The 21,102-nt window shown below is 36.9% G+C and carries 19 protein-coding genes, 1 rRNA gene and 1 riboswitch; of the genes, 1 reads left to right on the plus strand and 19 read right to left on the minus strand.

The window, feature by feature from the left end:
• Positions 1-184 precede the first annotated feature (184 nt).
• From ACTYBU_RS12130 to ACTYBU_RS12145, 4 genes are all read right to left on the minus strand, one after another.
• Positions 185-865, minus strand: a complete 681-nt coding sequence (locus ACTYBU_RS12130; protein WP_445490031.1) for a heptaprenylglyceryl phosphate synthase — start codon at positions 863-865, stop codon at positions 185-187.
• A 415-nt stretch (positions 866-1,280) separates the two neighbouring features.
• The gene (locus ACTYBU_RS12135) at positions 1,281-1,589 is read right to left on the minus strand and encodes a YerC/YecD family TrpR-related protein (RefSeq protein WP_445490033.1); all 309 of its coding nucleotides are present in this window, start codon (positions 1,587-1,589) and stop codon (positions 1,281-1,283) included.
• Positions 1,590-1,612: 23 nt separating this feature from the next.
• On the minus strand, positions 1,613-2,665 hold the full coding sequence (locus ACTYBU_RS12140; RefSeq protein WP_445490035.1) for a DUF3048 domain-containing protein: 1,053 nt from the start codon (positions 2,663-2,665) through the stop codon (positions 1,613-1,615).
• Positions 2,666-2,814: 149 nt separating this feature from the next.
• Positions 2,815-4,563 (minus strand): adenine deaminase C-terminal domain-containing protein, encoded by a 1,749-nt coding sequence (locus ACTYBU_RS12145; protein WP_445490037.1) that lies wholly within the window; start codon positions 4,561-4,563, stop codon positions 2,815-2,817.
• A gap of 374 nt (positions 4,564-4,937) precedes the next feature.
• On the opposite strand from ACTYBU_RS12145, the gene ACTYBU_RS12150 reads away from it, so the two are divergent.
• Positions 4,938-5,303, plus strand: coding sequence for a YgaP family membrane protein (locus ACTYBU_RS12150; protein ID WP_445490039.1), 366 nt, complete (start codon positions 4,938-4,940; stop codon positions 5,301-5,303).
• Between the two features lie 135 nt (positions 5,304-5,438).
• Here ACTYBU_RS12150 and purD read toward each other — a convergent pair whose 3' ends face one another.
• From purD to rrf, 15 genes are all read right to left on the minus strand, one after another.
• Positions 5,439-6,695 carry a phosphoribosylamine--glycine ligase gene (gene purD, locus ACTYBU_RS12155; RefSeq protein ID WP_445490041.1) on the minus strand — a complete coding sequence of 419 codons (1,257 nt, stop codon included), beginning with the start codon at positions 6,693-6,695 and terminating at the stop codon, positions 5,439-5,441.
• A 25-nt stretch (positions 6,696-6,720) separates the two neighbouring features.
• Entirely contained in the window at positions 6,721-8,256 is a 1,536-nt protein-coding gene (purH, locus tag ACTYBU_RS12160) for a bifunctional phosphoribosylaminoimidazolecarboxamide formyltransferase/IMP cyclohydrolase (protein WP_445490043.1), read from the minus strand.
• Positions 8,257-8,311: 55 nt separating this feature from the next.
• Positions 8,312-8,872: a phosphoribosylglycinamide formyltransferase gene (purN, locus tag ACTYBU_RS12165; RefSeq protein ID WP_445490045.1), complete on the minus strand. Its 561-nt coding sequence runs from the start codon at positions 8,870-8,872 to the stop codon at positions 8,312-8,314.
• A 13-nt stretch (positions 8,873-8,885) separates the two neighbouring features.
• On the minus strand, positions 8,886-9,917 hold the full coding sequence (gene purM, locus ACTYBU_RS12170; RefSeq protein ID WP_445490047.1) for a phosphoribosylformylglycinamidine cyclo-ligase: 1,032 nt from the start codon (positions 9,915-9,917) through the stop codon (positions 8,886-8,888).
• Between the two features lie 264 nt (positions 9,918-10,181).
• Positions 10,182-11,594: an amidophosphoribosyltransferase gene (gene purF, locus ACTYBU_RS12175; RefSeq protein ID WP_445490048.1), complete on the minus strand. Its 1,413-nt coding sequence runs from the start codon at positions 11,592-11,594 to the stop codon at positions 10,182-10,184.
• Complete coding sequence (purL, locus tag ACTYBU_RS12180; RefSeq protein ID WP_445490050.1) at positions 11,579-13,795, minus strand: phosphoribosylformylglycinamidine synthase subunit PurL; 2,217 nt, start codon at positions 13,793-13,795, stop codon at positions 11,579-11,581. Before purL ends, purF begins: the two co-directional genes overlap by 16 nt.
• Positions 13,779-14,465, minus strand: a complete 687-nt coding sequence (purQ, locus tag ACTYBU_RS12185) for a phosphoribosylformylglycinamidine synthase subunit PurQ (RefSeq protein WP_445490052.1) — start codon at positions 14,463-14,465, stop codon at positions 13,779-13,781. The genes purL and purQ overlap by 17 nt, the downstream gene beginning before the upstream one ends.
• Positions 14,462-14,716 carry a phosphoribosylformylglycinamidine synthase subunit PurS gene (purS, locus tag ACTYBU_RS12190; RefSeq protein ID WP_445490054.1) on the minus strand — a complete coding sequence of 85 codons (255 nt, stop codon included), beginning with the start codon at positions 14,714-14,716 and terminating at the stop codon, positions 14,462-14,464. Before purS ends, purQ begins: the two co-directional genes overlap by 4 nt.
• Positions 14,709-15,428, minus strand: coding sequence for a phosphoribosylaminoimidazolesuccinocarboxamide synthase (purC, locus tag ACTYBU_RS12195; protein ID WP_445490056.1), 720 nt, complete (start codon positions 15,426-15,428; stop codon positions 14,709-14,711). The genes purS and purC overlap by 8 nt, the downstream gene beginning before the upstream one ends.
• Before the next feature lie 130 nt (positions 15,429-15,558).
• Positions 15,559-16,851, minus strand: a complete 1,293-nt coding sequence (gene purB, locus ACTYBU_RS12200) for an adenylosuccinate lyase (protein WP_445490058.1) — start codon at positions 16,849-16,851, stop codon at positions 15,559-15,561.
• A gap of 3 nt (positions 16,852-16,854) precedes the next feature.
• On the minus strand, positions 16,855-18,009 hold the full coding sequence (gene purK, locus ACTYBU_RS12205; RefSeq protein WP_445490060.1) for a 5-(carboxyamino)imidazole ribonucleotide synthase: 1,155 nt from the start codon (positions 18,007-18,009) through the stop codon (positions 16,855-16,857).
• Positions 17,996-18,484 (minus strand): 5-(carboxyamino)imidazole ribonucleotide mutase, encoded by a 489-nt coding sequence (gene purE / locus ACTYBU_RS12210; protein WP_445490062.1) that lies wholly within the window; start codon positions 18,482-18,484, stop codon positions 17,996-17,998. Before purE ends, purK begins: the two co-directional genes overlap by 14 nt.
• A gap of 136 nt (positions 18,485-18,620) precedes the next feature.
• Positions 18,621-18,722, minus strand: a riboswitch (purine riboswitch).
• A 164-nt stretch (positions 18,723-18,886) separates the two neighbouring features.
• Positions 18,887-19,066, minus strand: a complete 180-nt coding sequence (locus ACTYBU_RS12215) for an NETI motif-containing protein (RefSeq protein ID WP_445490064.1) — start codon at positions 19,064-19,066, stop codon at positions 18,887-18,889.
• The gene (locus ACTYBU_RS12220; protein ID WP_445490093.1) at positions 19,056-19,616 is read right to left on the minus strand and encodes a DUF2179 domain-containing protein; all 561 of its coding nucleotides are present in this window, start codon (positions 19,614-19,616) and stop codon (positions 19,056-19,058) included. The genes ACTYBU_RS12215 and ACTYBU_RS12220 overlap by 11 nt, the downstream gene beginning before the upstream one ends.
• Positions 19,617-20,931: 1,315 nt before the next feature.
• Positions 20,932-21,048: ribosomal RNA gene (gene rrf, locus ACTYBU_RS12225) — 5S ribosomal RNA — on the minus strand.
• Positions 21,049-21,102: the final 54 nt, after the last annotated feature.

Raw genomic sequence — 21,102 nt, forward strand, 5'->3', positions numbered from 1 at the left:
CCATAGGAACATATATTCTATTTTAACTTTTTCTTTTCTATTATTCAATGCAGCCTTTTCTTTTTTCTACGCTTAACGGACAGCACACAAGAACACAGACAAGAGAGCATCCTTAAAGTGTTCTAACATCATGTGAACCACATCTAGCTATATGTGTGGATTAAATTCTCTGCTGATGAAAGTTTCATTTTATTTCAACCGTTCTTAAAGCAGCATCTATATTTTCATAAATACTATTTCCAACCACTACGACATCGGCATATTGTGCCATTTTTTGAGCATCCTCTAATGTTTGAATGCCGCCTCCATAAAAAAGGGTTGTATTCTGCAAGCTTTTTTTCGCAGCTTTTACTATGCTGGGATCGCCTTGTGTTCCGCTGTATTCTAAGTAAAAAATGGGCAGGTGGAACATCTTTTCTGCCATCATAGCTAATGCTGCAACATCCTCTTCCGTTAAATCTGCATTTGCATTAGTTAATGCTGCCGCTTTACAATCTTTATTTAAAATACAATAACCTTGTACAAATATTTCATCCCAGTTCATTATTTCCCCATACTCTTTTACTGCTTCGTGATGCAGCCCTGTCACCCATCTTGTATCAGAGCTATTCAAAACAGTTGGTATAAAATACAGATCAAATCCAGGAGTAACAGATTCTATTGTAGATACTTCCATCACGCAAGGAACCGTATATCGACGAATGCGAGACATTAAACTCAATACATTCTCTAATGTGATTCCGTCCGTTCCTCCCACAATAATTGCATCTGTACCAGATTCACAAATTCTCTCCAAATCTTCCTCTGATATCTCCTTATTAGGATCTAATTTAAAAACGTGACGCCACTCACGAATATTATACATGCATACTTCCTCCATTCTAACATTCCATTTCATCATTATAGCATTAGTAATAACTTCTAAAAAGAAATCACCATGGTTATTTGCATGGAAAGATTAACAGAAATATGATGTGGCATCGCTATTTTAAACTCATTTCTTTTTAATTGGACGTTTTTCAGAAATAAAGGTTGCATGATTTATACAGTGGCTCTATTAAATTTCATTGTTGATTTATAAATAGTCAGGAAATTTACTCGCTTTCCACGGACGAACTGGCAAGCCTCGTCGCTCGTACCCGTCTTGCGGGGTCTTTCCAGCCCGTTTTTCCGCAGGAGTCTCGCAATTTTCCTTCCAAAATCAACATTATCGTTTAACAGAGCCTATACAGTAAAGAATAAAGGACAAAAGAGCAGGCGTTTGCCTGCTCTTTTGTCCTTTATTCTGCTTGTGTTTCTTCCTTTTTAATTCTCTCTAAAGCCATTTCATATGCATCATTGCCATAATTCAAGCATCTTTTCACACGAGAAATAGTTGCAGTGCTGGCACCTGTTTCTTTTTCAATTGTATGATACGTATTTCCCTCTCTAAGCATTCTTGCTACTTCAAGACGTTGGGATAAGGACTGAATTTCATTTACTGTACATAAGTCATCAAAAAACTGATAACATTCTTCTAGATTTTGCAAGGAAAGGATGGAATAAAATAATTGATCCAATTCTTTTCCTCTTAATTTATCAATTTGCATTTTTTCATACCTCCATAAAAGTTTTAATGTGTCTCGAAAGAAACGGCTGCATGTGTTCCGGGATTAGAAGGTATAATGTCTATCCATGTCTTTCCAGGTATTAGACCTGCCTGCTTTTCATTTTCAACTGGAAGTATCCGGCCATCAATATTCTGCCATTCCACTTCTCTCCATTTGCCTTTTTGCAATAAATAGCCTTTGCCACCTGATTTGAGATCAATTTCTCGTCTTCCTTTACTGTCAACAACGGAATGCTTTGCCTTCACAATAAAAACATTGTCAACAGCAACTGGTTCATTCGTATCATAATCAACCGTTTGCTGGCCGTTTGAATACCGCAAATATTTTTGCAGATTATTGTCATATTTAAATTCTGAATTAAATTGAACATTCGAACCAAATTTGACATCCACTGTATTAGCGTTTTCTCCAGCTATTTTTTCAATGTCTGAATCCTTTAAAAAGGAAAGGGTACTTGGTGGTGTATCCATCTTATATTTTTTCATCTTTGCTCCCTTTAAAATATTGCTGTAGCTAATATAAGAATTGTGGGGAGCGACTCTAAAGGATACCCTATTAAACAGGGTTCCGTCATATTGCATTCCATTTAAGTTATCGATATAACCATTTGTTAAAAGCTTCTTAGCTTCGGGACTGTATCCATGAGCTATGTACAATGCATCATAAGCTTTTGCAAGCTGAATATAGTATTCTCTTGAGCTTCGTACTGGACCAATTTTTTCTGGCTTCTCGCTTTGAAAAATAGCAAGGAACCTTGTTATATCTCCCTCTGCCAATACTTCATATACTATATCCGCTTTCGTTAGACCTGACTGCGGCCTCGCAGCTGGATGATTATTAATCATTACTGCTACCGCTCTATCTCTGCTTTTTTCCTTGCTTTCCAATCCTGAAAGTGGATAGGTATACGCAATATCCTTAACCTCTTTGTCATCTTTTTCCGCATTGCCGGTTTGATGGTTTTCATTATGCCTGCTCGCTTCTTTTGTTTCTTTACTGCAAGCAGCAAGCAACATTACAAACAAAAGTAAAAGTAAAAAAAAGCTCTTTTTCATACAACCTCCTATTTTAAATATCCGTGTATTTTCGGTACAAAATAAATGATACTTTTATGCAGTATATTTACTATTCATTTTTCTATATAATAATGAATGGGGTTTTTTTATCCAATCATTATACTATTTAAAATAGACTCTTTTATATTTTAACGCATTATCGCTGGAAAGAGTACACTTTTATTCAATACATCAAATAATCCTCTTTGAGTAATTCTTATATAGGGTAGATGAGTGGAGGAAAAAAATGCCAATGCATAAATAGGATCATCAAATGAGAATCCAGCTCCCTTTATTATCTGTATTAATTCCTTTTCTTTCTTTATTAATTCTTGTATTGGGATATCCGCCATCATTCCATTAAGAGGAAGGGTTATTTCAAATATCAACTTGCCTTCTTTATATAACACAATTCCTCCGCCAATTTCTTTTAGCCGTTTAAATGCCTTTATCATATCCACCTGTTTTTTTCCTAATAAAATAATATCTCCATCCCCGGAATAAGAGCTTGCCAAACCATCAATTTCCTTCGTAAAACCTTTCAAAAAAGTATTAATTCTCCATTTTCCAAACCTGTCTAAAAGCATAAAAAAACATTCATCATGTTCTTTTGACAATGAGTCTCCTACTACGTTTATGGAAATAGAATATGGTTTAGTAATAACTGCATTTTCCAATTTAATTCCAAAAGGCATCGAAAATTCCATATCATGCTGATTTAGCTCCCATCGCAAATCTAATGGAGATAAGTCATAATTATTCCAATCAATAGATGGAAAAGCATCCCTTATTTCTTCCCCATCTTTTTTCAGCCAAACACCTTTTGCCAACACGGACTCAGGAGTCGGATTTTTTTCATCTGTTATAAAATTAATATTCGCTACTCTTCCTGTCGCTATATTTCCGTGTAAATGCTCCATATTATAGTATCTGGCAATATTCATTGTCGCCATATTATAGGCATCAATTACCGGTACTCCTTGTTCTATCGCTATGCGTATTAAACAATCCATATGACCTTTCTGATAAAAATAAGAAGGGGCACCATCTGTTGTGAGCATGAATTTATCATAATGATTAATTCCCAAAGCTTGAATTTCCCGTAAAAGTCTCGGCAAATCTGGACGAATGGATGAATAGCGCAATGTTACCATATAACCTTGAAGGATGCGCTCTAAAACTTCTTTTCCAGTCATTGCTTCATGATCAGCATCGACACCGAGAAGCATTAATTTCGCCAATGTGTTTTCCGAAGCACCTGGAAAATGGCCTTCAATTTGTTTCCGCATTCTTTTTGTTTCTTGCATCCAATGCAGAATCATATCATCGCCTTCCAACAACCTTGGCCATGCAGTCAATTCTCCGCCTTGAAGAACAGCATCATGATTTAGCCAGCTTTTTATATTGCTATGGGAAAAAACCTGTTCTTCATCATGCAATTCTGTTTGTGCATCATATCTGCACCACCAGTACATAGAAGAAGGAATATTCCTCATAAACCCTAACAGAGCAAACGCTTTCTTTTTGCTTAACTGCATAGCCAAAACTAAATTATCATTGATAAGTGTTGTCGTTCCATATTGTGATGTATATTGTGCAAATGTTAGGGGATTATAAATTTGAAAAGGATGGGCATGTGGTTCTATATATCCAGGCACAAGCAGCTTATTCGTGCAATCAATTATTTCACAGTCATCATTGACATGCTTAGGCATTTCTTTTCCAACATAAATAATTCGATCCTGATAAATCCAAATGGTTGCATGCATCCACTTGCGTAAATTTTGGTTTAAATATGCGGCATTTTGCAGAACAATTGTTGGTGATATTTCACCATCCAAAACAGAAACATGATCACGTAAATCCTTGTTTTTCCAACGGTAACGTTGATCCAACATCTTTTCGCCTCCTCTTTCTGTTGGCTAAAAACCTATTTATAAAGTGAACCTTTCCATCAGTGGGGGTATTCTTCATCCCCCACTGATGGTTAGTTGAACTTATCGGACCTTTACGGGCAGTTATCCCCCACCTGGCTTCTTCGATTCTTCGGCATCCCCGAGATGGGGGTCTTACTGCCCGTTAAGAGTGGGATAAATAATAATAACTCCATTTGTCATTGGTTAATATTCAGGAAACTTTAGTTATTTTTAAAGATTCTATGTCAGACATATTTAATCATTAGTAGTAAATATTTACAGTATCATTATTTTATCATATAAGTTTTTATTTACTATTACCATTTTGTTAAATTTATGTAGGAGGAAACTATCTTATGAATCCAAAACCAAATATCAGCTTAATTAATGCTTTAATCCGCATCACAATAGGTTTTACTTTTTTGGCTTGGAGTACAGCAAAGCTTTCAAAAAAACCTTACAATCAATCCTTTTTAGTCATTGCATTTCTTGCAGCAATGAAAATTGCTGAAGGGGTCGTTCGCTTCTGTCCCCTTGTGGAACTATATGATAACAAAGAAACGATCTATCCGGCAAAACAAAAGCCTGTTCATCAAAATGATTCACCGCCAAACAAAGAGACGCCCGCTGCAAACACTTCTTCTTCTAAAGAAGTTTCAAAAATAATGGAAAAATTCAACCCATCCACTGTTTTTTCGCCAGATGACATGAAAAAACATTAAAAAAAGGGACAGACTTTTGCAAGATTCATACTGCAAATATCTGTCCCCTTTATTTTTAAAAATGGCAAAAAATAACCTGATATCGACCTTCAAACCTCTATCTATAAGTTGATGTTCAAGACGCTTTCGCTTTTCTTATTTTATCGCTTTAAAGCCTATGTCTTTGCGGTAAAATACGCCATCGCTTTCTAGTTTTTCTAGTTGTTTATATACTTTCGATTGTGCATCTTTCAATTCCGCACTCTTTGCTGCAACTAGCAATACACGGCCGCCGTCTGTAATAAACTCTCCTGCTTCGTTTGTTTGTGTTCCTGCGTGAAAAATAGATACATCTTCCATCTTGTCAAGTCCTTTGATAACAGCGCCTTTTTCATATTTGTCAGGATATCCTTTAGAGGCAATTACAACTCCCAGCATATCTTCTTCATGCCACTCTATTGTTGGAACCTCTCCCGCTAAAATTTCCAACAGCACTTCTACCAAATCCGACTTCATTCTAGGCAGCACAACCTGTGTTTCTGGATCCCCAAGCCTTGCATTAAATTCAATTACTTTTGGTCCTTGTTCTGTTGCAATTAAACCTGCATATAAAATGCCAGTAAAAGATCTTCCTTCCTCTACAAGAGCTTTTGCAGTTGGCTTTACAATCGTTTCTAACGCTGTTTTTACAACACTGTCTGGAATATGTGGAACAGGAGAATATGCTCCCATGCCGCCTGTATTTGGACCTTTATCTCCATCAAAAGCACGCTTATGATCTTGAGCGATTTCCAGAGGAATAACCGTTTCGCCATTCACAAAAGACATTAAAGAAAATTCCTCACCTGCTAAAAATTCTTCAATTACAACCGTTGCGGATGCACTTCCGAATTTTGCATCTAATAGCATTTCTTCAATGCTTGCTAATGCTTCCTTCAGTGTCATTGCCACGGTTACACCTTTTCCAGCAGCCAAACCGTCCGCCTTAATTACAATGGGGGCACCTTTTTCTTCGATATATGCTTTCGCTTCTTCATAACTCGAAAAAGTAGCGTATTCGCCAGTAGGAATTTCGTACTTTTTCATAATATCTTTCGCAAAAGACTTGCTTCCTTCAATTTCAGCTGCTTTCTGTTTTGGTCCAAACACTTTTAAACCAGCTTCTTCGAATTTGTCTACTACCCCTGCAAGTAATGGAACTTCTGGACCAACAATGGTTAAATCAATCCTGTTTATCAAAGCAAAATCCACTAATTTTTCTACGTCTGTTTCGTCAATTGCAATGCGCTCCGCTACATCTGTCATTCCAACATTGCCAGGTGCAACAAAAACAGTATCTACCTTTTCGCTTTCTTTCACTTTTGTACAAATTGTATGTTCTCTTCCACCGCGCCCAATTACGAGTATCTTCATTTATCTTTGTCCTCCAGCTAAAGGTTTAATGTTTAAAATGTCTAATTCCAGTCAAGACCATTGCAATTCCATATTCATTCGCTTTTTTAATGGAATCTTCATCTCTAATACTTCCGCCTGTTTGAATAATTGCTGTTACTCCCGCTTTTGCAGCAGCTTCCACCGTATCATCCATTGGGAAAAATGCATCCGATGCCAATACTGCACCTACACTCTTTTCACCAGCTTGCTCCAGCGCGATTTTTGCAGCTCCCACACGATTCATTTGACCTGCACCAATACCAAGCGTCATTTCTTTATTATTTACAACAATAGCATTTGATTTAACATGCTTAACAATTTTCCATCCAAATTTTAACGCTTCCCACTCTTCTTCAGTAGGTTTCTTTTCAGTAGGAATAGAAATAGTAGCATCTTCTAATGTATATCGATCAAAATCTTGTGTTAACAAGCCGCCTTCAATGGAAGTAAACTTCATTTCTTTATTATCTCCACCGGCAAATGGGATCGTTAATAAACGCAAATTCTTTTTCCCTTGTAAAATCGTTAACGCTTCATTAGAAAAAGATGGTGCAATGATAATTTCTAAAAAGATTTCACGAAGCTTCTCTGCTGTTTGGGCATCTACTTCTCGGTTAAGAGCAATAATACCTCCAAATATGGATACTGGATCTGCTTCAAATGCTTTTGAAAAAGCAGTAAAGATATCTTCTCCTGTTCCTACACCACATGGATTGCTGTGTTTAACAGCAACAGCAGCAGGCTCCTTAAATTCTTTTACAATCTGAATTGCTGCGTCTGCATCATTTATATTGTTATAAGATAATTCTTTACCATGCAATTGTGTAGCATTTGCAATAGAAAATTCTGATCCTAATGGTCTGCGGTAAAATGCAGCTTTTTGATGAGGGTTCTCTCCATAGCGTAAAGATTGTGTTAATTCATACGTTACCGTTAATTTTTCAGGAGTTTCTTCTTCCGTAAGTTCTGTCATATATTCAGCAATCATAGCATCATAAGAAGCAGTATGGCGGAATACTTTCGCAGCCAATCTGCGTCTTGTTTCATATTGTACGTCGCCAGTTTGTTTTAATTCCTCAATAACCTTTTCATAATCAACAGGATCAACTACTACTGTTACATACTGATGATTTTTTGCAGAAGCACGAAGCATTGTTGGTCCACCGATATCAATATTTTCAATAGCTTCTTCCACCGTAACATCTTGTTTGGCAATAGTTTGTTGGAAAGGATAAAGGTTTACACAAACTATTTGAATAGGATCAATCTTATGTTCTTTTAACTGCTCTTGATGACTTGATTCGTCAAATTTCGCAAGAAGCCCTCCATGAATATATGGGTTAAGTGTTTTTACTCTTCCTTCTAAAATTTCCGGAAATCCAGTTACATCACTAACACTTAATACAGGTATACCGCTGTCTTGAATTGCTTTTTTTGTTCCCCCTGTTGAAATCAGTTCATATCCGAGTTCATGCAGTTCCTTTGCAAAGTCTGTAATCCCAGTTTTATCCGATACACTTATTAACGCCCTTTTTTTCATCTGCTATACCCCTCCAAATTAATGTAGCAACCTGCTGTATTCTGTTATGTGTTATTTAAAGCAATGCCTTTATGACTTCTGGATAAAGTTTATGTTCTAAAGCGTGAATCTTTGTTTGCAAGCTTTCTAATGTTTCATTCTTTTCTATATCAATTTCACGTTGTGCAATAACCGGTCCCGTATCCATACCTTCATCAACATAATGAATAGTAACTCCCGTTTTTTGAACACCTGCTTCTAATGCCTGTCCGATTGCATCTTTTCCAGGAAATTCTGGAAGCAAAGAAGGATGAACATTAATAATTTTTTGCGGAAAAGCCTGTAAAAGTGTGTCTCCAATCAATCTCATATAACCTGCAAGAATAATCAATTCCACATTCTTTGCTTTTAACTCTTTTAAAATTTCCTGTTCATATTGTGCCTTAGTCTGAAATTGTTTCGCCGAAAAGACGTAGGAAGGAATATGGTGCTTTGCCGCCCGCTCCAACACGTAAGCCTCTGGTTTATCACATACCAATAAACTCACATTACTCTGAATTTCTTTGCTTTCAATAGCATCTACAATGACCTGAAAATTCGATCCGCTTCCTGATGCAAAAACCGCAATATTTTTCATTTCTAACCCTCCACTACTTTAAGATGATGTTTATTTCACCATCTTCTGTAACCTTTCCTAGTGTATAGGCCTTTTCCCCAATACTTGCAAAATGGTTCAGCACTTCTTCTTCTAAATTTCTGTCTACAGCTAAAACCATGCCTGTACCCATATTAAAAATATTGTACATTTCTTTGCGATTTAGGCTACCAATGGACTGCATCAATTCAAATACCGCCGGAACTTCCCAATTGCTTTCGTAAAGTTCCATCCCCATTCCTTCTGGAAGCATGCGTGGAATATTTTCAATAAAACCGCCGCCTGTAATATGTGCAAGGCCTTTGACTTCAAATTGTTTAAGTGCAGATAAAACAGATTTCACATAGATTTTAGTTGGTTTAATTAACTCTTCTCCTAGTGTACATCCTAATTCTTCCACATAGTCTGTTAAAGACATTTTCGCTTGTTCCAAAAACAGCTTTCTTACTAATGAATAGCCATTGCTGTGAATACCACTTGAAGCTAATCCGATTAAAACATCTCCAGCTTTTATCTTTTCACCTGTAATAAGATTTTCCTTTTCACAAGCGCCAACTGCAAATCCTGCTAAATCATATTCTTCTTCACTATACATTCCTGGCATTTCTGCAGTTTCTCCGCCGACTAATGCACAGCCAGCCTGCTCACAGCCATCAGCAATCCCTTTTACAATCGCTTCAATTTTTGCTGGTTCTGCTTTTCCACAAGCAATATAATCAAGAAAATAGATCGGTTCTGCGCCTTGAACAACAATATCATTCACACACATTGCTACTGCATCAATGCCAATCGTATCATGTTGATCTAACAAAAAAGCAAGCATAAGCTTTGTTCCAACACCATCCGTACCTGAAACCAGCACTGGATTTCTTAAATTTAGCACCGATAAATCAAACATTCCTCCGAATCCGCCGAGGCCTCCCATTACACCAGGTCTCATTGTCTTCTTCACATGTTTTTTCATTCTTGTAACAGCTTCATATCCAGCCTCAATATTTACTCCTGCTTGTTTATAAGCTTCAGCCATCGTTTATCCTCCTATAGTATATCGTACTAGCATGGCGAATTTTCATTTTTTTGAAATGTTTAGCCTATTCCTACTTATTAAGAAATGAGTGGAGGAATCTAATGATATACCTTGCTTTTAGTCATTCAATAATGTTCTATACGTAAAATCCTTTTCAAAAGAAAAGCGACATACTAACATGCCGCTTTTTCTTTTTTCTATAAGTGGAATTCCATTATCAGGTTCTTTTCACTTCCCCTGAAGAGGAATTAATCTTCTAATCCATTATACTTTTTCATATGGGTGAACGGTTGATGGATATATTTCAGTAGGATATTTACCTGTAAAACAAGCCAAGCAATGTCCTTTGTTTTCTCCTTCATCTGTTCTGCCGATTGCTTCTATCATGCCTTCTGTACTTAAAAAGATTAAGGAGTCTGCTCCAATTATTTCACGAAGCTCTTCGACCGAATATTTAGAAGCAATCAATTCTTCTTTTGTAGATGTATCAATCCCATAGAAACAAGGATTTTTGATAGGAGGAGAACTAATTAAAACATGTACTTCCGTTGCTCCTGCTTCTCTCAACATCGTAACAATTCGTTTACTTGTCGTACCTCGAACAATTGAATCATCCACCATAATTACTCGTTTTCCTTCAACAACTCCACGAACTGGGGAAAGCTTCATTTTTACCCCTTGTTCTCTTAAAGCTTGCGATGGTTGAATAAATGTACGGCCGACATAACGGTTTTTAATTAATCCTAATTCATACGGAATACCAGTTGCTTCCGCATAACCAATGGCTGCAGATATACTGGAGTCAGGTACGCCTGTTACAACATCTGCTTCAATCGGTGCTTCAACAGCTAGTTGTTTCCCAAGATTTTTACGTGCTGTATGAACGTTTATGCCATTAATATTGCTATCTGGTCTTGAAAAGTAAACATATTCCATTGTACACATTGCAGTATTAGAAGCAACAGAGAACATTTCAGAACGGAAGCCATTATCATCAATGATCAATAACTCTCCTGGCAGCACATCACGAATAAATTCAGCACCAACTACATCAAATGCACAAGTTTCAGATGCCACAACATAAGCATCACCCAACTTTCCTAAAGAAAGTGGTCTCATGCCATTAGGGTCCAATGCCACCATTAATTCAGTTTCTGTCATGATTAAAAACGCATATGCTCCTTTAACCATTGATAAAGCATTTTTTACTCTTTCATTAAAGGCTGAGAAACCGCCTCTTCTTATTAAATGGGCAACAACCTCTGTATCGGAACTTGTTTGAAATATGCTTCCTTGTGCTTCTAACTGACTTTTCAACCCAGTTGCATTTACCAAGTTTCCATTGTGCGCCAGTGCCATACTGCCACTTTGAAAGTGGAATAATAGCGGTTGAACATTTTCATATCCGCCGCCTCCTGCAGTTGCATATCGAACATGACCGATCGCTGCTTTACCTGTTAGTTCTTTCATTGCATCTTCTGTGAAAATTTCAGAAACCAGGCCTTCACCTTTCATTCCTTTTAACTTTTCCCCATCTGTTGCAACAATGCCCGTACCTTCCTGCCCTCTATGTTGTAAGCTGTGAAGTCCGTAATAGGTTACTTGTGCTGCATCTTCATGTCCCCATACACCAAAAATTCCACATTCCTCGTTTAACCCTCTTATTTCAGCAAGCATGGAATTGCTCCTCTCCAGGCAGCTTCTAATGAGTCTACCTGTTCATTTATCAGAATAGTATCCCCTTGGCTAATGTTAAGAACGGCTGTATCTGTTACTTTTCCAATTAATGCTGCTGGAACTAATTTTTCAAATGCCTGTTTATTTTCTGGTTTTACTGTAAGTAGGAAGCGGGATTGAGATTCACTAAATAATGCGGAAACTGGATTTCCACCTGCTTCAATATTCGCTCCCAACCCTTTTGAACCAATTAAACTTTCTGCAGCAGCAACAGCTAATCCACCTTCTGCTAAATCATGTGCAGATGCGATAAAACCAGAACGAATAGCTTCTAGAACAGCATTTTGATGGGCTTGTTCTTTTTCAAGATCTAATTCAGGCGCTTTTCCTGAAATGGCACCAGCTACTAGTTTTTGCAGCTCACTTCCGCCAAATTCATCTTTTGTTTCGCCTAATAGATAAATTAAATCTCCAGCTGCTTTAAACTCTTGTGTTGTAATATGCTTCGTATCTTTTATTAAACCAACCATGCCTATTACTGGTGTTGGATAAATAGCAGTTCCATTTGTTTCATTATATAAAGATACGTTTCCGCCGATAACTGGTGCATTTAGTGTTAAACAAGCTTCGCTTATTCCTTCAGCTGCTTTTTCAATTTGCCAGAATATTTCTGGTTTTTCCGGGTTGCCGAAGTTTAAGTTATCTGTAATTGCTAAAGGCTCTGCACCTGAACAAACGATGTTGCGTGCCGCTTCAGCAACAGCAATTTTCCCGCCGGTCTGCGGGTCAAGATACAAGTAGCGAGCATTACAGTCAGTTGTCATTGCCAAAGCCTTTTTAGTACCGCGAATGCGGACAACCGCTGCATCAGATCCTGGAGAAACCACTGTATTCGTGCGAACCATGTAATCATACTGATCATAAACCCACTCTTTACTTGCAATAGTAGGTTGTTTTAACAGATTGATTAATGTTTCGTTATAGTTTTTCACAGCAGGAACTGTATTATCCATCGCTTGGAAATCACGGAAATACTGCGGCTCAGCCGATGGCTTGTGATATACAGGAGCATCTTCAGCAAGTGCATCTGCTGGTACATTTGCAACGATTTCTCCTTTATGAAGCAAACGCAGCATTTTATCATCCGTTACTTTACCAATAGATACTGCTTCCAAATCATATTTATGGAAAAGATCTTTGATTTCCTGTTCCCTTCCTTTTGTAACAACAATAAGCATGCGCTCTTGTGATTCTGATAACATCATTTCATATGCAGTCATTCCAGTTTCGCGCTGTGGAACTAAATCTAAGTTCATTTCAATTCCAGATCCAGCTTTGCTGGCCATTTCTGCGCTGGAGCTTGCAAGACCTGCTGCACCCATATCTTGAATTCCTACTAGTGCATCAGATTGGATTAGCTCCAAGCATGCTTCAAGCAATAGCTTTTCCATGAATGGGTCTCCAACTTGAACTGCCGGGCGTTTTTCATCCGAGTTTTCAGTCAGCTCTTCAGATGCGAAAGTAGCACCGTGGATACCGTCACGTCCTGTTTTTGCTCCAACATACATTACCGTGTTGCCTACTCCGTGCGCTTGCCCTTTTTTTATATCCTCATGATTAATCAAACCAACACACATAGCATTAACTAACGGGTTGCCAGCATAAGAGTTATCAAATGCAATTTCACCGCCAACAGTCGGAATGCCGATGCAGTTTCCGTAGCCAGCAATCCCAGCTACCACTTCTTTAAAAAGATATTTTGTTCGTGCATTATCCAGCTCACCAAAACGTAAAGAGTTTAGAATAGCAATTGGTCTAGCTCCCATGGAAAATACGTCACGAATGATTCCGCCTACGCCTGTTGCAGCACCTTGATATGGCTCAATTGCTGATGGATGGTTATGGCTCTCAATTTTAAATGCAACTGCTTGGCCATCTCCAATATCTACAATTCCTGCACCTTCACCAGGACCTTGCAATACTTGTGGACCAGTTGTCGGAAACTTCTTTAAAACTGGTTTTGAATTTTTATAGCTGCAATGCTCTGACCACATTACAGAGAATAAACCTGTTTCCGTATAATTAGGAAGGCGGCCTAGAATTTTTTCCACCATCGCAAATTCTTCGTCCGTTACACCCATCTGTTTATAAATTTCTTCTGTTTTAATTTGTTCTGGACTTGGCTCAAGCATTAATGACATTTGCTTCCCTCCACTGTTTTACGATTGATTTAAAAATCTTTAGACCATCCGCTCCGCCTAAAAGCTCATCTACAGCTCTTTCTGGATGTGGCATCATGCCTAAAACGTTCCCTTTTTCATTGATAATTCCTGCAATATCTTCTAAGCTGCCATTTGGATTGTTGCCATTATATGTGAATACGATTTGATTGTTTTCTTTTAAAGATGCTAATGTTTCTTCATCACAATAGTAATTTCCTTCACCATGAGCAATTGGAATAGAAATTACTTCTTTATTTCCATATTCTGAAGAAAACAAGGTTTCATTATTTTCTACCTTTAATTCAACTGGGCGGCAAATAAACTTTAGACCTTCATTTCTTCGCATTGCACCTGGAAGCAATCCTGCTTCCAATAAGATTTGAAACCCATTGCATACGCCTAAAACAGGTTTCCCTGCTCCTGCCGCTTTTATAACTTCTTTCATGACATTGCTGAATCTAGCAATTGCGCCTGAACGCAGGTAGTCTCCATAAGAGAAGCCTCCTGGCAGTAAAATTCCGTCATACTCATCCAAGCTTTCTGCGTCATGCCAAACGTATTCTACCTCTTCGCCTAATTCATCCTTAATTGCGTGGAACATGTCGACATCACAATTAGATCCTGGAAATACGACAACTGCGAATTTCACTGTGCAACAACCTCCTCAACCTCGTAGGTATAATCTTCAATTACTGTGTTTGCTAATAAACGTTCACACATTTCTTTTACCACTTCATCAAGATTGCGATCTGACTTTTCAATTGTAAGTTCTAAATATTTTCCGATGCGAACATCACTTACTTCATTATAATTCAATGAATGCAATGAACTTTTTACTGCATTCCCTTGTGGATCTAATACACTTTCTCTTAATGTGATATATACTTTAACTTTATACATTCTGTTGTCCCCCTAATCTTGCTAGAATATTTTTATAAGCTTCTGTTAAATTGCCTAAATCGCGGCGAAATACGTCTTTATCCAGTTTTTCATTTGTTTCTTTATCCCATAAACGACATGTGTCTGGTGATATTTCATCAGCAAGCAATATTTCCCCGTTCTTATCTTTACCAAATTCCAGCTTAAAATCAATTAATTGAATGCCTAATTCAGAGAAAAAGTCATTTAATACATGATTTACTTCTAATGCTTTCTTTTTTAATATTTTTACCTCTTCCACAGTGGCAAGATTTAATTCTTCGATGTGATCTTCCGTTATCAACGGATCACCAAGCTCATCGTCTTTATAATATAATTCTACCAATGGTTTTGATAACGGAAGTCCTTCTTTTATTCCTAATCTTTTTGAAATACTGCCTGCTGCAACATTGCGAACAACTACTTCTAATGGAATAATGTCTACTTTTTTTACCAACTGCTCTGTTTCAGAAATTTTTTCAATGAAATGAGACTGAACACCAAGTTCCTTTAATTTTAAAAATAATAAGCTTGTAATTTCATTATTTAATCTGCCTTTACCGGTTATCATGGCTTTCTTTTCGCCGTTGAATGCAGTTGCAGAATCTTTATATTCTAACCACACGACACTTTCATCATTTGTTCCATATACTCTTTTTGCTTTTCCTTCATACAATAAAGCTCTCTTTTCCATTTGAAGAGTCTCCTTATCAAAAAAATTAGGGATAAAACGAAAACCTATAAAACTTGCAAAAACTTAATTTTAACATTTAATATGGGTTAGATCCCCCCTTTTATGCAGAAGGGACCTAACATCATTGATTTTAAAGACCAAGTCTTGTGAAAATTGTATCCACATGTTTAATATGGAAATGATAATCAAAGCAATCATCAATTTCTTCTTTTGACAATTTAGATGAAATAACTTCATCCGCATCAACCAGCTGACGGAATGGCACTTGGTTTTCCCATGATTCCATTGCTCTTGGCTGAACTGTATCGTATGCTTCTTCTCTTGTTAATCCTTTGTCGATTAATGCTAATAAAACACGTTGAGAATAAATTAGTCCTAACGTACGATCCATGTTGCGCTTCATATTTTCTGGATATACCGTTAAATTCTTTACGATATTGCTGAATCGATTCAACATATAATTTAATGCGATGGTAGCGTCTGGAATAATAATTCGTTCTGCTGACGAATGAGAAATATCTCTTTCATGCCATAATGGAACATTTTCGTATGCAGTTAGCATATAACCGCGAATAACTCTTGCAAGTCCAGCCATATTTTCAGAACCGATTGGGTTGCGTTTATGTGGCATAGCCGAAGATCCTTTTTGCCCTTTTGCAAAAAATTCTTCTACTTCTCGCGTTTCACTTTTTTGCAATCCGCGAATTTCGACAGCAAATTTCTCAATAGATGTTGCAACTAGTGCAAGTGTAGACATATAGTCCGCATGTCGATCACGTTGTAATGTTTGCGTAGAAATTGGAGCAGGCTTTAACCCTAATTGTTCACAAACATATTTTTCTACAAAAGGATCAATATTTGCATATGTTCCAACAGCACCTGAAATTTTGCCATATTCTATTCCGGCAGCCGCAGCTTTAAATCTTTCTAAGTTGCGCTTCATTTCTTCATACCATAATGCCAGCTTTAAACCAAATGTTGTCGGCTCTGCATGCACTCCATGTGTACGGCCCATCATTACGGTATATTTATGTTCTTGTGCTTTGTTTTTTAATACTTCAATAAAGTTTTCGATATCTTTTAAAAGTATTTCATTCGCCTGTCTAATTAAGTAAGATACTGCTGTATCAACTACATCTGTTGAAGTAAGACCATAATGAACCCATTTTCTTTCTTCTCCAAGCGTTTCAGATACTGCTCTTGTAAATGCCACCACATCATGTCTAGTTTCCAACTCAATTTCTTGAATGCGCTCGATATCAAACGAAGCATTTTCACGAATTTTTTTCACATCTTCTTCTGGGATTTCTCCAAGCTTTACCCATGCTTCACAAGCAAGAATTTCTACTTCCAGCCATGCTTGGAAACGATTTTGTTCTGTCCAAATATTTCCCATTTCTGGTCTTGTGTAACGATCGATCATCTTTTATCCTCCGATTTTTTCTGTCTGTAAATTCCAAATGTTAGTATTCTCAATTTCATCTAAAGCAATTTCAACGGATGAACGAAGCAATGTCGCATGACCCATCTTTCTTTTCTCTTTCGGTTCATCTTTACCATATAAATGGATTTTCCAATCTTGAAGTTCTGAAATTTTATTGATAATATGCTCTTGATGTTCACCAAGAATATTAACCATTACAGCAGGTCTTAATAGTCTTGTACTAGCCAACGGCCAATTGCAGACAGCGCGTATATGCTGTTCAAACTGAGAAGTTTCACAAGCCTCAATTGTATAATGTCCTGAATTATGCGGTCTTGGAGCCAGTTCATTAATATAAATATCGTCATTTGCTGCAAGAAACATTTCTACAGCCAATGTCCCGACCAACCCTAAATGTTCGGCCAATTTATTTGCTTTTTCAATTGCCTGATCTTTTGCATATTCGCTAATTCTTGCCGGTACAATGGATTCATGCAAAATATTGTGGATATGAATATTCTCACTCACAGGAAAAACGGTGCTTTCCCCTTTGCCACTTCTCGTTACAATTACAGATATTTCTTTTTCAAAAGGAATCCATTTCTCTAAAACACATGGACCATTATTTAATAAAGCTTCTGATTCCGTTATTTGACTGCTGTCCGTTATGACATATTGACCTTTTCCATCATAACCTCCACGAGCCGTTTTTAAAACAGCTGGATAGCCTAATTCCGCTAAACCTGTTCTAATATCAACGCATTCTTCTATTATTTTAAATGGTGCAACTTTTATACCTGCCTGTTGAATTGCTTGCTTTTCCTTAATGCGATCTTGCGTTATTTCCAGCAAAGCAGATCCTTGAGGTACATTTGCATTTTTTTTAAGCCAATCTAATGCAGCTGCATCAATATTTTCAAATTCGTAAGTAATGACATCACTTATTTCTGCGAGTTTCTGAATGGCGGGTAAGCTGTCATAAGCATCAACTATTTTATAATCAGCTACTTGGCCGCAAGGAGAATCTTCTATAGGATCTAATACAGCTATGCGAAAGCCCTGTACTTTTGCAGCAAGTGCCATCATTCTTCCTAATTGTCCACCGCCAATAATCCCAATGGTTTGTCCTGGCAGAATCATTGAATTAGACAAGCTCATCACTACTTTCCATAACCTCTGTTTTTGTTTTTTCTCGCATAAGCGCAATTCTTTCTGCTAATTGATTGTCTTCAGCTCCAAGAATTTGTGCTGCTAGAAGACCTGCGTTGGTTGCACCTGCTTTTCCGATTGCTACAGTTGCTACTGGTACTCCTCCTGGCATTTGAACAATGGATAACAATGAATCCAGTCCATTTAATGCTTTTGATTGCACCGGTACGCCTATCACCGGCAAGGTTGTTTTTGCAGCAACCATGCCTGGAAGATGTGCAGCTCCTCCGGCTCCAGCAATGATAACCTTTAATCCTCTACTTCTTGCCTCTTCTGCATATTTAAACATTAAATCAGGAGTGCGGTGTGCTGAAACTACTTTTTTTTCATAGCTTACTTCAAGCTGTTCTAGCATGTCACATGCGTGTTTCATTGTTTCCCAATCTGATTTACTGCCCATGATAACGCCTATTTGAGCGGTCATGTCTTCCCTCCTGATTCTTGTTAAATTATTTCCATTCCATATAAAAAGCCCTGTTCAGATGCTTCTACTATTTAGAGAGAAAGTATCCGTCCAGGGCACAAACGATAGAAAAATAGACCATGCAATTCTTCTACTGGCAGCATTAACTTTCCCTCATAGTCCAGTGATTTACGGTTACCGGGTAGAAACTTATGGGCCATATTCCCATTATTATATGAGGGCTATTCAATTATTAGTTTTTTTATAATATAAGAAAGCAAAAAGTTTAATGTGGAATATATATCACTGCTTTTCTTATCTTTTCCTTTAACACTATATCATATTAACAAGGCTTTTTATACATTGTCAACTGAAAATCGAACAATAAATCTTCCGCTTTGAATAATGTTCGGGATTTCACGTTTATTTTTTTATTGCTTCAAAAATAATTTTTCTTGATACAGGTTCATATGAAGCACTGCCATTCGTAATTTGCTCTTTAAAAATTGGTTTTTCCATCCGTTTAATTGGTGTATATCCTTCCTTTTGCATCCGATCTAAACACTCCGAAATCGATTCATTTTCCTGGACTTCAAATTTCATTTTTTGGACCATGAAATAATTTTCCTCTCCTTACACTCTTCACCCAAAATCCACCGTGGATTGTTTTTGGCTCATAGACAATAATAAAAGCTTTTGGATCAATTTCTTTAATTGTTTGATATAGCCGAAGCTCATATTTTCTAGGAGTTAATATTTGCAGCGCCATTCTATCTCCTTCTAAACCATTTGCCAGCCAATTTGTCACACCATATCCTTGCTCCCTCAAAGTTTTCGGCAAATCCTTATCATATTCTTTAGTAATAACATTAGCTGTTATATATCCTAACGCAAGTTTTTCTTCTATTTTCATTCCTACAATAACTCCGATGGCATATCCTGCTGCGTATGCTATCAAATTCTGTATTTGATCCAAGTTGTCCAATACCAGGCCTAATCCAATTACATAGATTATAACCTCAATTGAACTTAAAAATGCAGCTAAGTACCTTTGACCCTTTAAAGTTAAAATCATTCTTATCGTAAAAAAAGACACATATACAATATTAATAATCAAAATTATCAACACCATTGTAACACTATTCTCCAACAAATTAATCACTCCCATATCCCCTGATGCCAATGATTTCTGTTTTAAGTCTAGAAAGGAAAAAGTCCTGAAAAAGACATTTCCAGAAAACCCACTATATTTATTATAATTGCCTATTTAAATGGAAGTAAACAGTATCAAAGGAATTAATTATGAAAGGCACAACAATTAAGTAGAACGGAGATTTCGTGTGAGGTTTTTTTACATATAATATGCTTCTTTTTAAAATGAACTATATTATAGAAGAAAATCGTCATAGATCATTTTTATTCTTTTGCAATATAATAAATCAGAAAAAATAAAAACTAGAAAAAAGTCATAACTTTATTTTACACTTGTGTCAAAAAAGCCCGGATTTGGAACATATAAATATTAATTAAAATACCATAGGTATATATTTTTCCTAGATATTTATAAAGCCTCTGATTCCTTCTATTATATTTCCTTACTTGACTTAAGCTTACTTTTAACCATTTGCTCACTTTCCACAAATTTCAAAATTGCTGTTTTTTGTTCTTTCCTTTGTTCCCTTAATTGCTCCTTCTTCCATAAAATACAGCACTTATCATATTTATTTTATGATCTTTCATATAAAGTAAACTTCCATCAGTGGGGGTTTTTCCTCATCCCCCACTGATGGTTAGTTGCACTTATCGGACCTTTACGGGCTGTTATCCCCCACCTATCTTCCTCGATTTCTCGGCATCTTGAGGTGGGGGTCTTACAGCCCGTTAAGCGTGGGATAAAACAGCATTTAACATGTTTTCAAAACCTGCCCCTCGGTATTTTCTTATTATAAGCAACCCCTAACATAGCGGTTGCTAGGTTAGAGTTTTCCTAATTATATAAGCTTTAAATCCTTTGGTTCACAAGCCTATTAATCCTTTAATCATACTTTCTCTCGCATTAATAAGATCTTTTCATTTCCACCTAAAAATAAGGCAAATAAACTTAATATGAATCTAGAAATGACTCCTTCATTTATTCTAATTAAGACATCATATTTAAACTATAAACACTCATTCCTTCAATAGCCCTCAGATATCCATTTAGAAAGTAAAAAAACGGGTATTTTCATCTATCCCATAATTTTTATTAACTAACTGCAGATCTTAAATGATTTTCCTCATTCCATTGTGAAAGTATACAGAAACCAATATAGTCATAAATTAATTCCCAATCTTTTCACTGTTGGGATTCGTTTTGTTTTATTATCTTTGAAAGAAATATACATATGTTAGCAAGAAATTTTTATGAAAGTATAAAAAAAGGTGTTATAAAAAGCTTATCAGCCTCTATAACACCTTCTTTTATTGTTGCCTGGCGACGTCCTACTCTCACAGGGGGAGAGCCCCCAACTACCATCGGCGCTGAGAAGCTTAACTTCCGTGTTCGGTATGGGAACGGGTGTGACCTTCTCGCTATTGCCACCAGACTATTATTTTACCTGAGAGTTGTTCCCTCAAAACTAGATTATGTGTAAGAAGAA

It is taken from the genome of Niallia sp. 03133 (genome assembly GCF_052663225.1).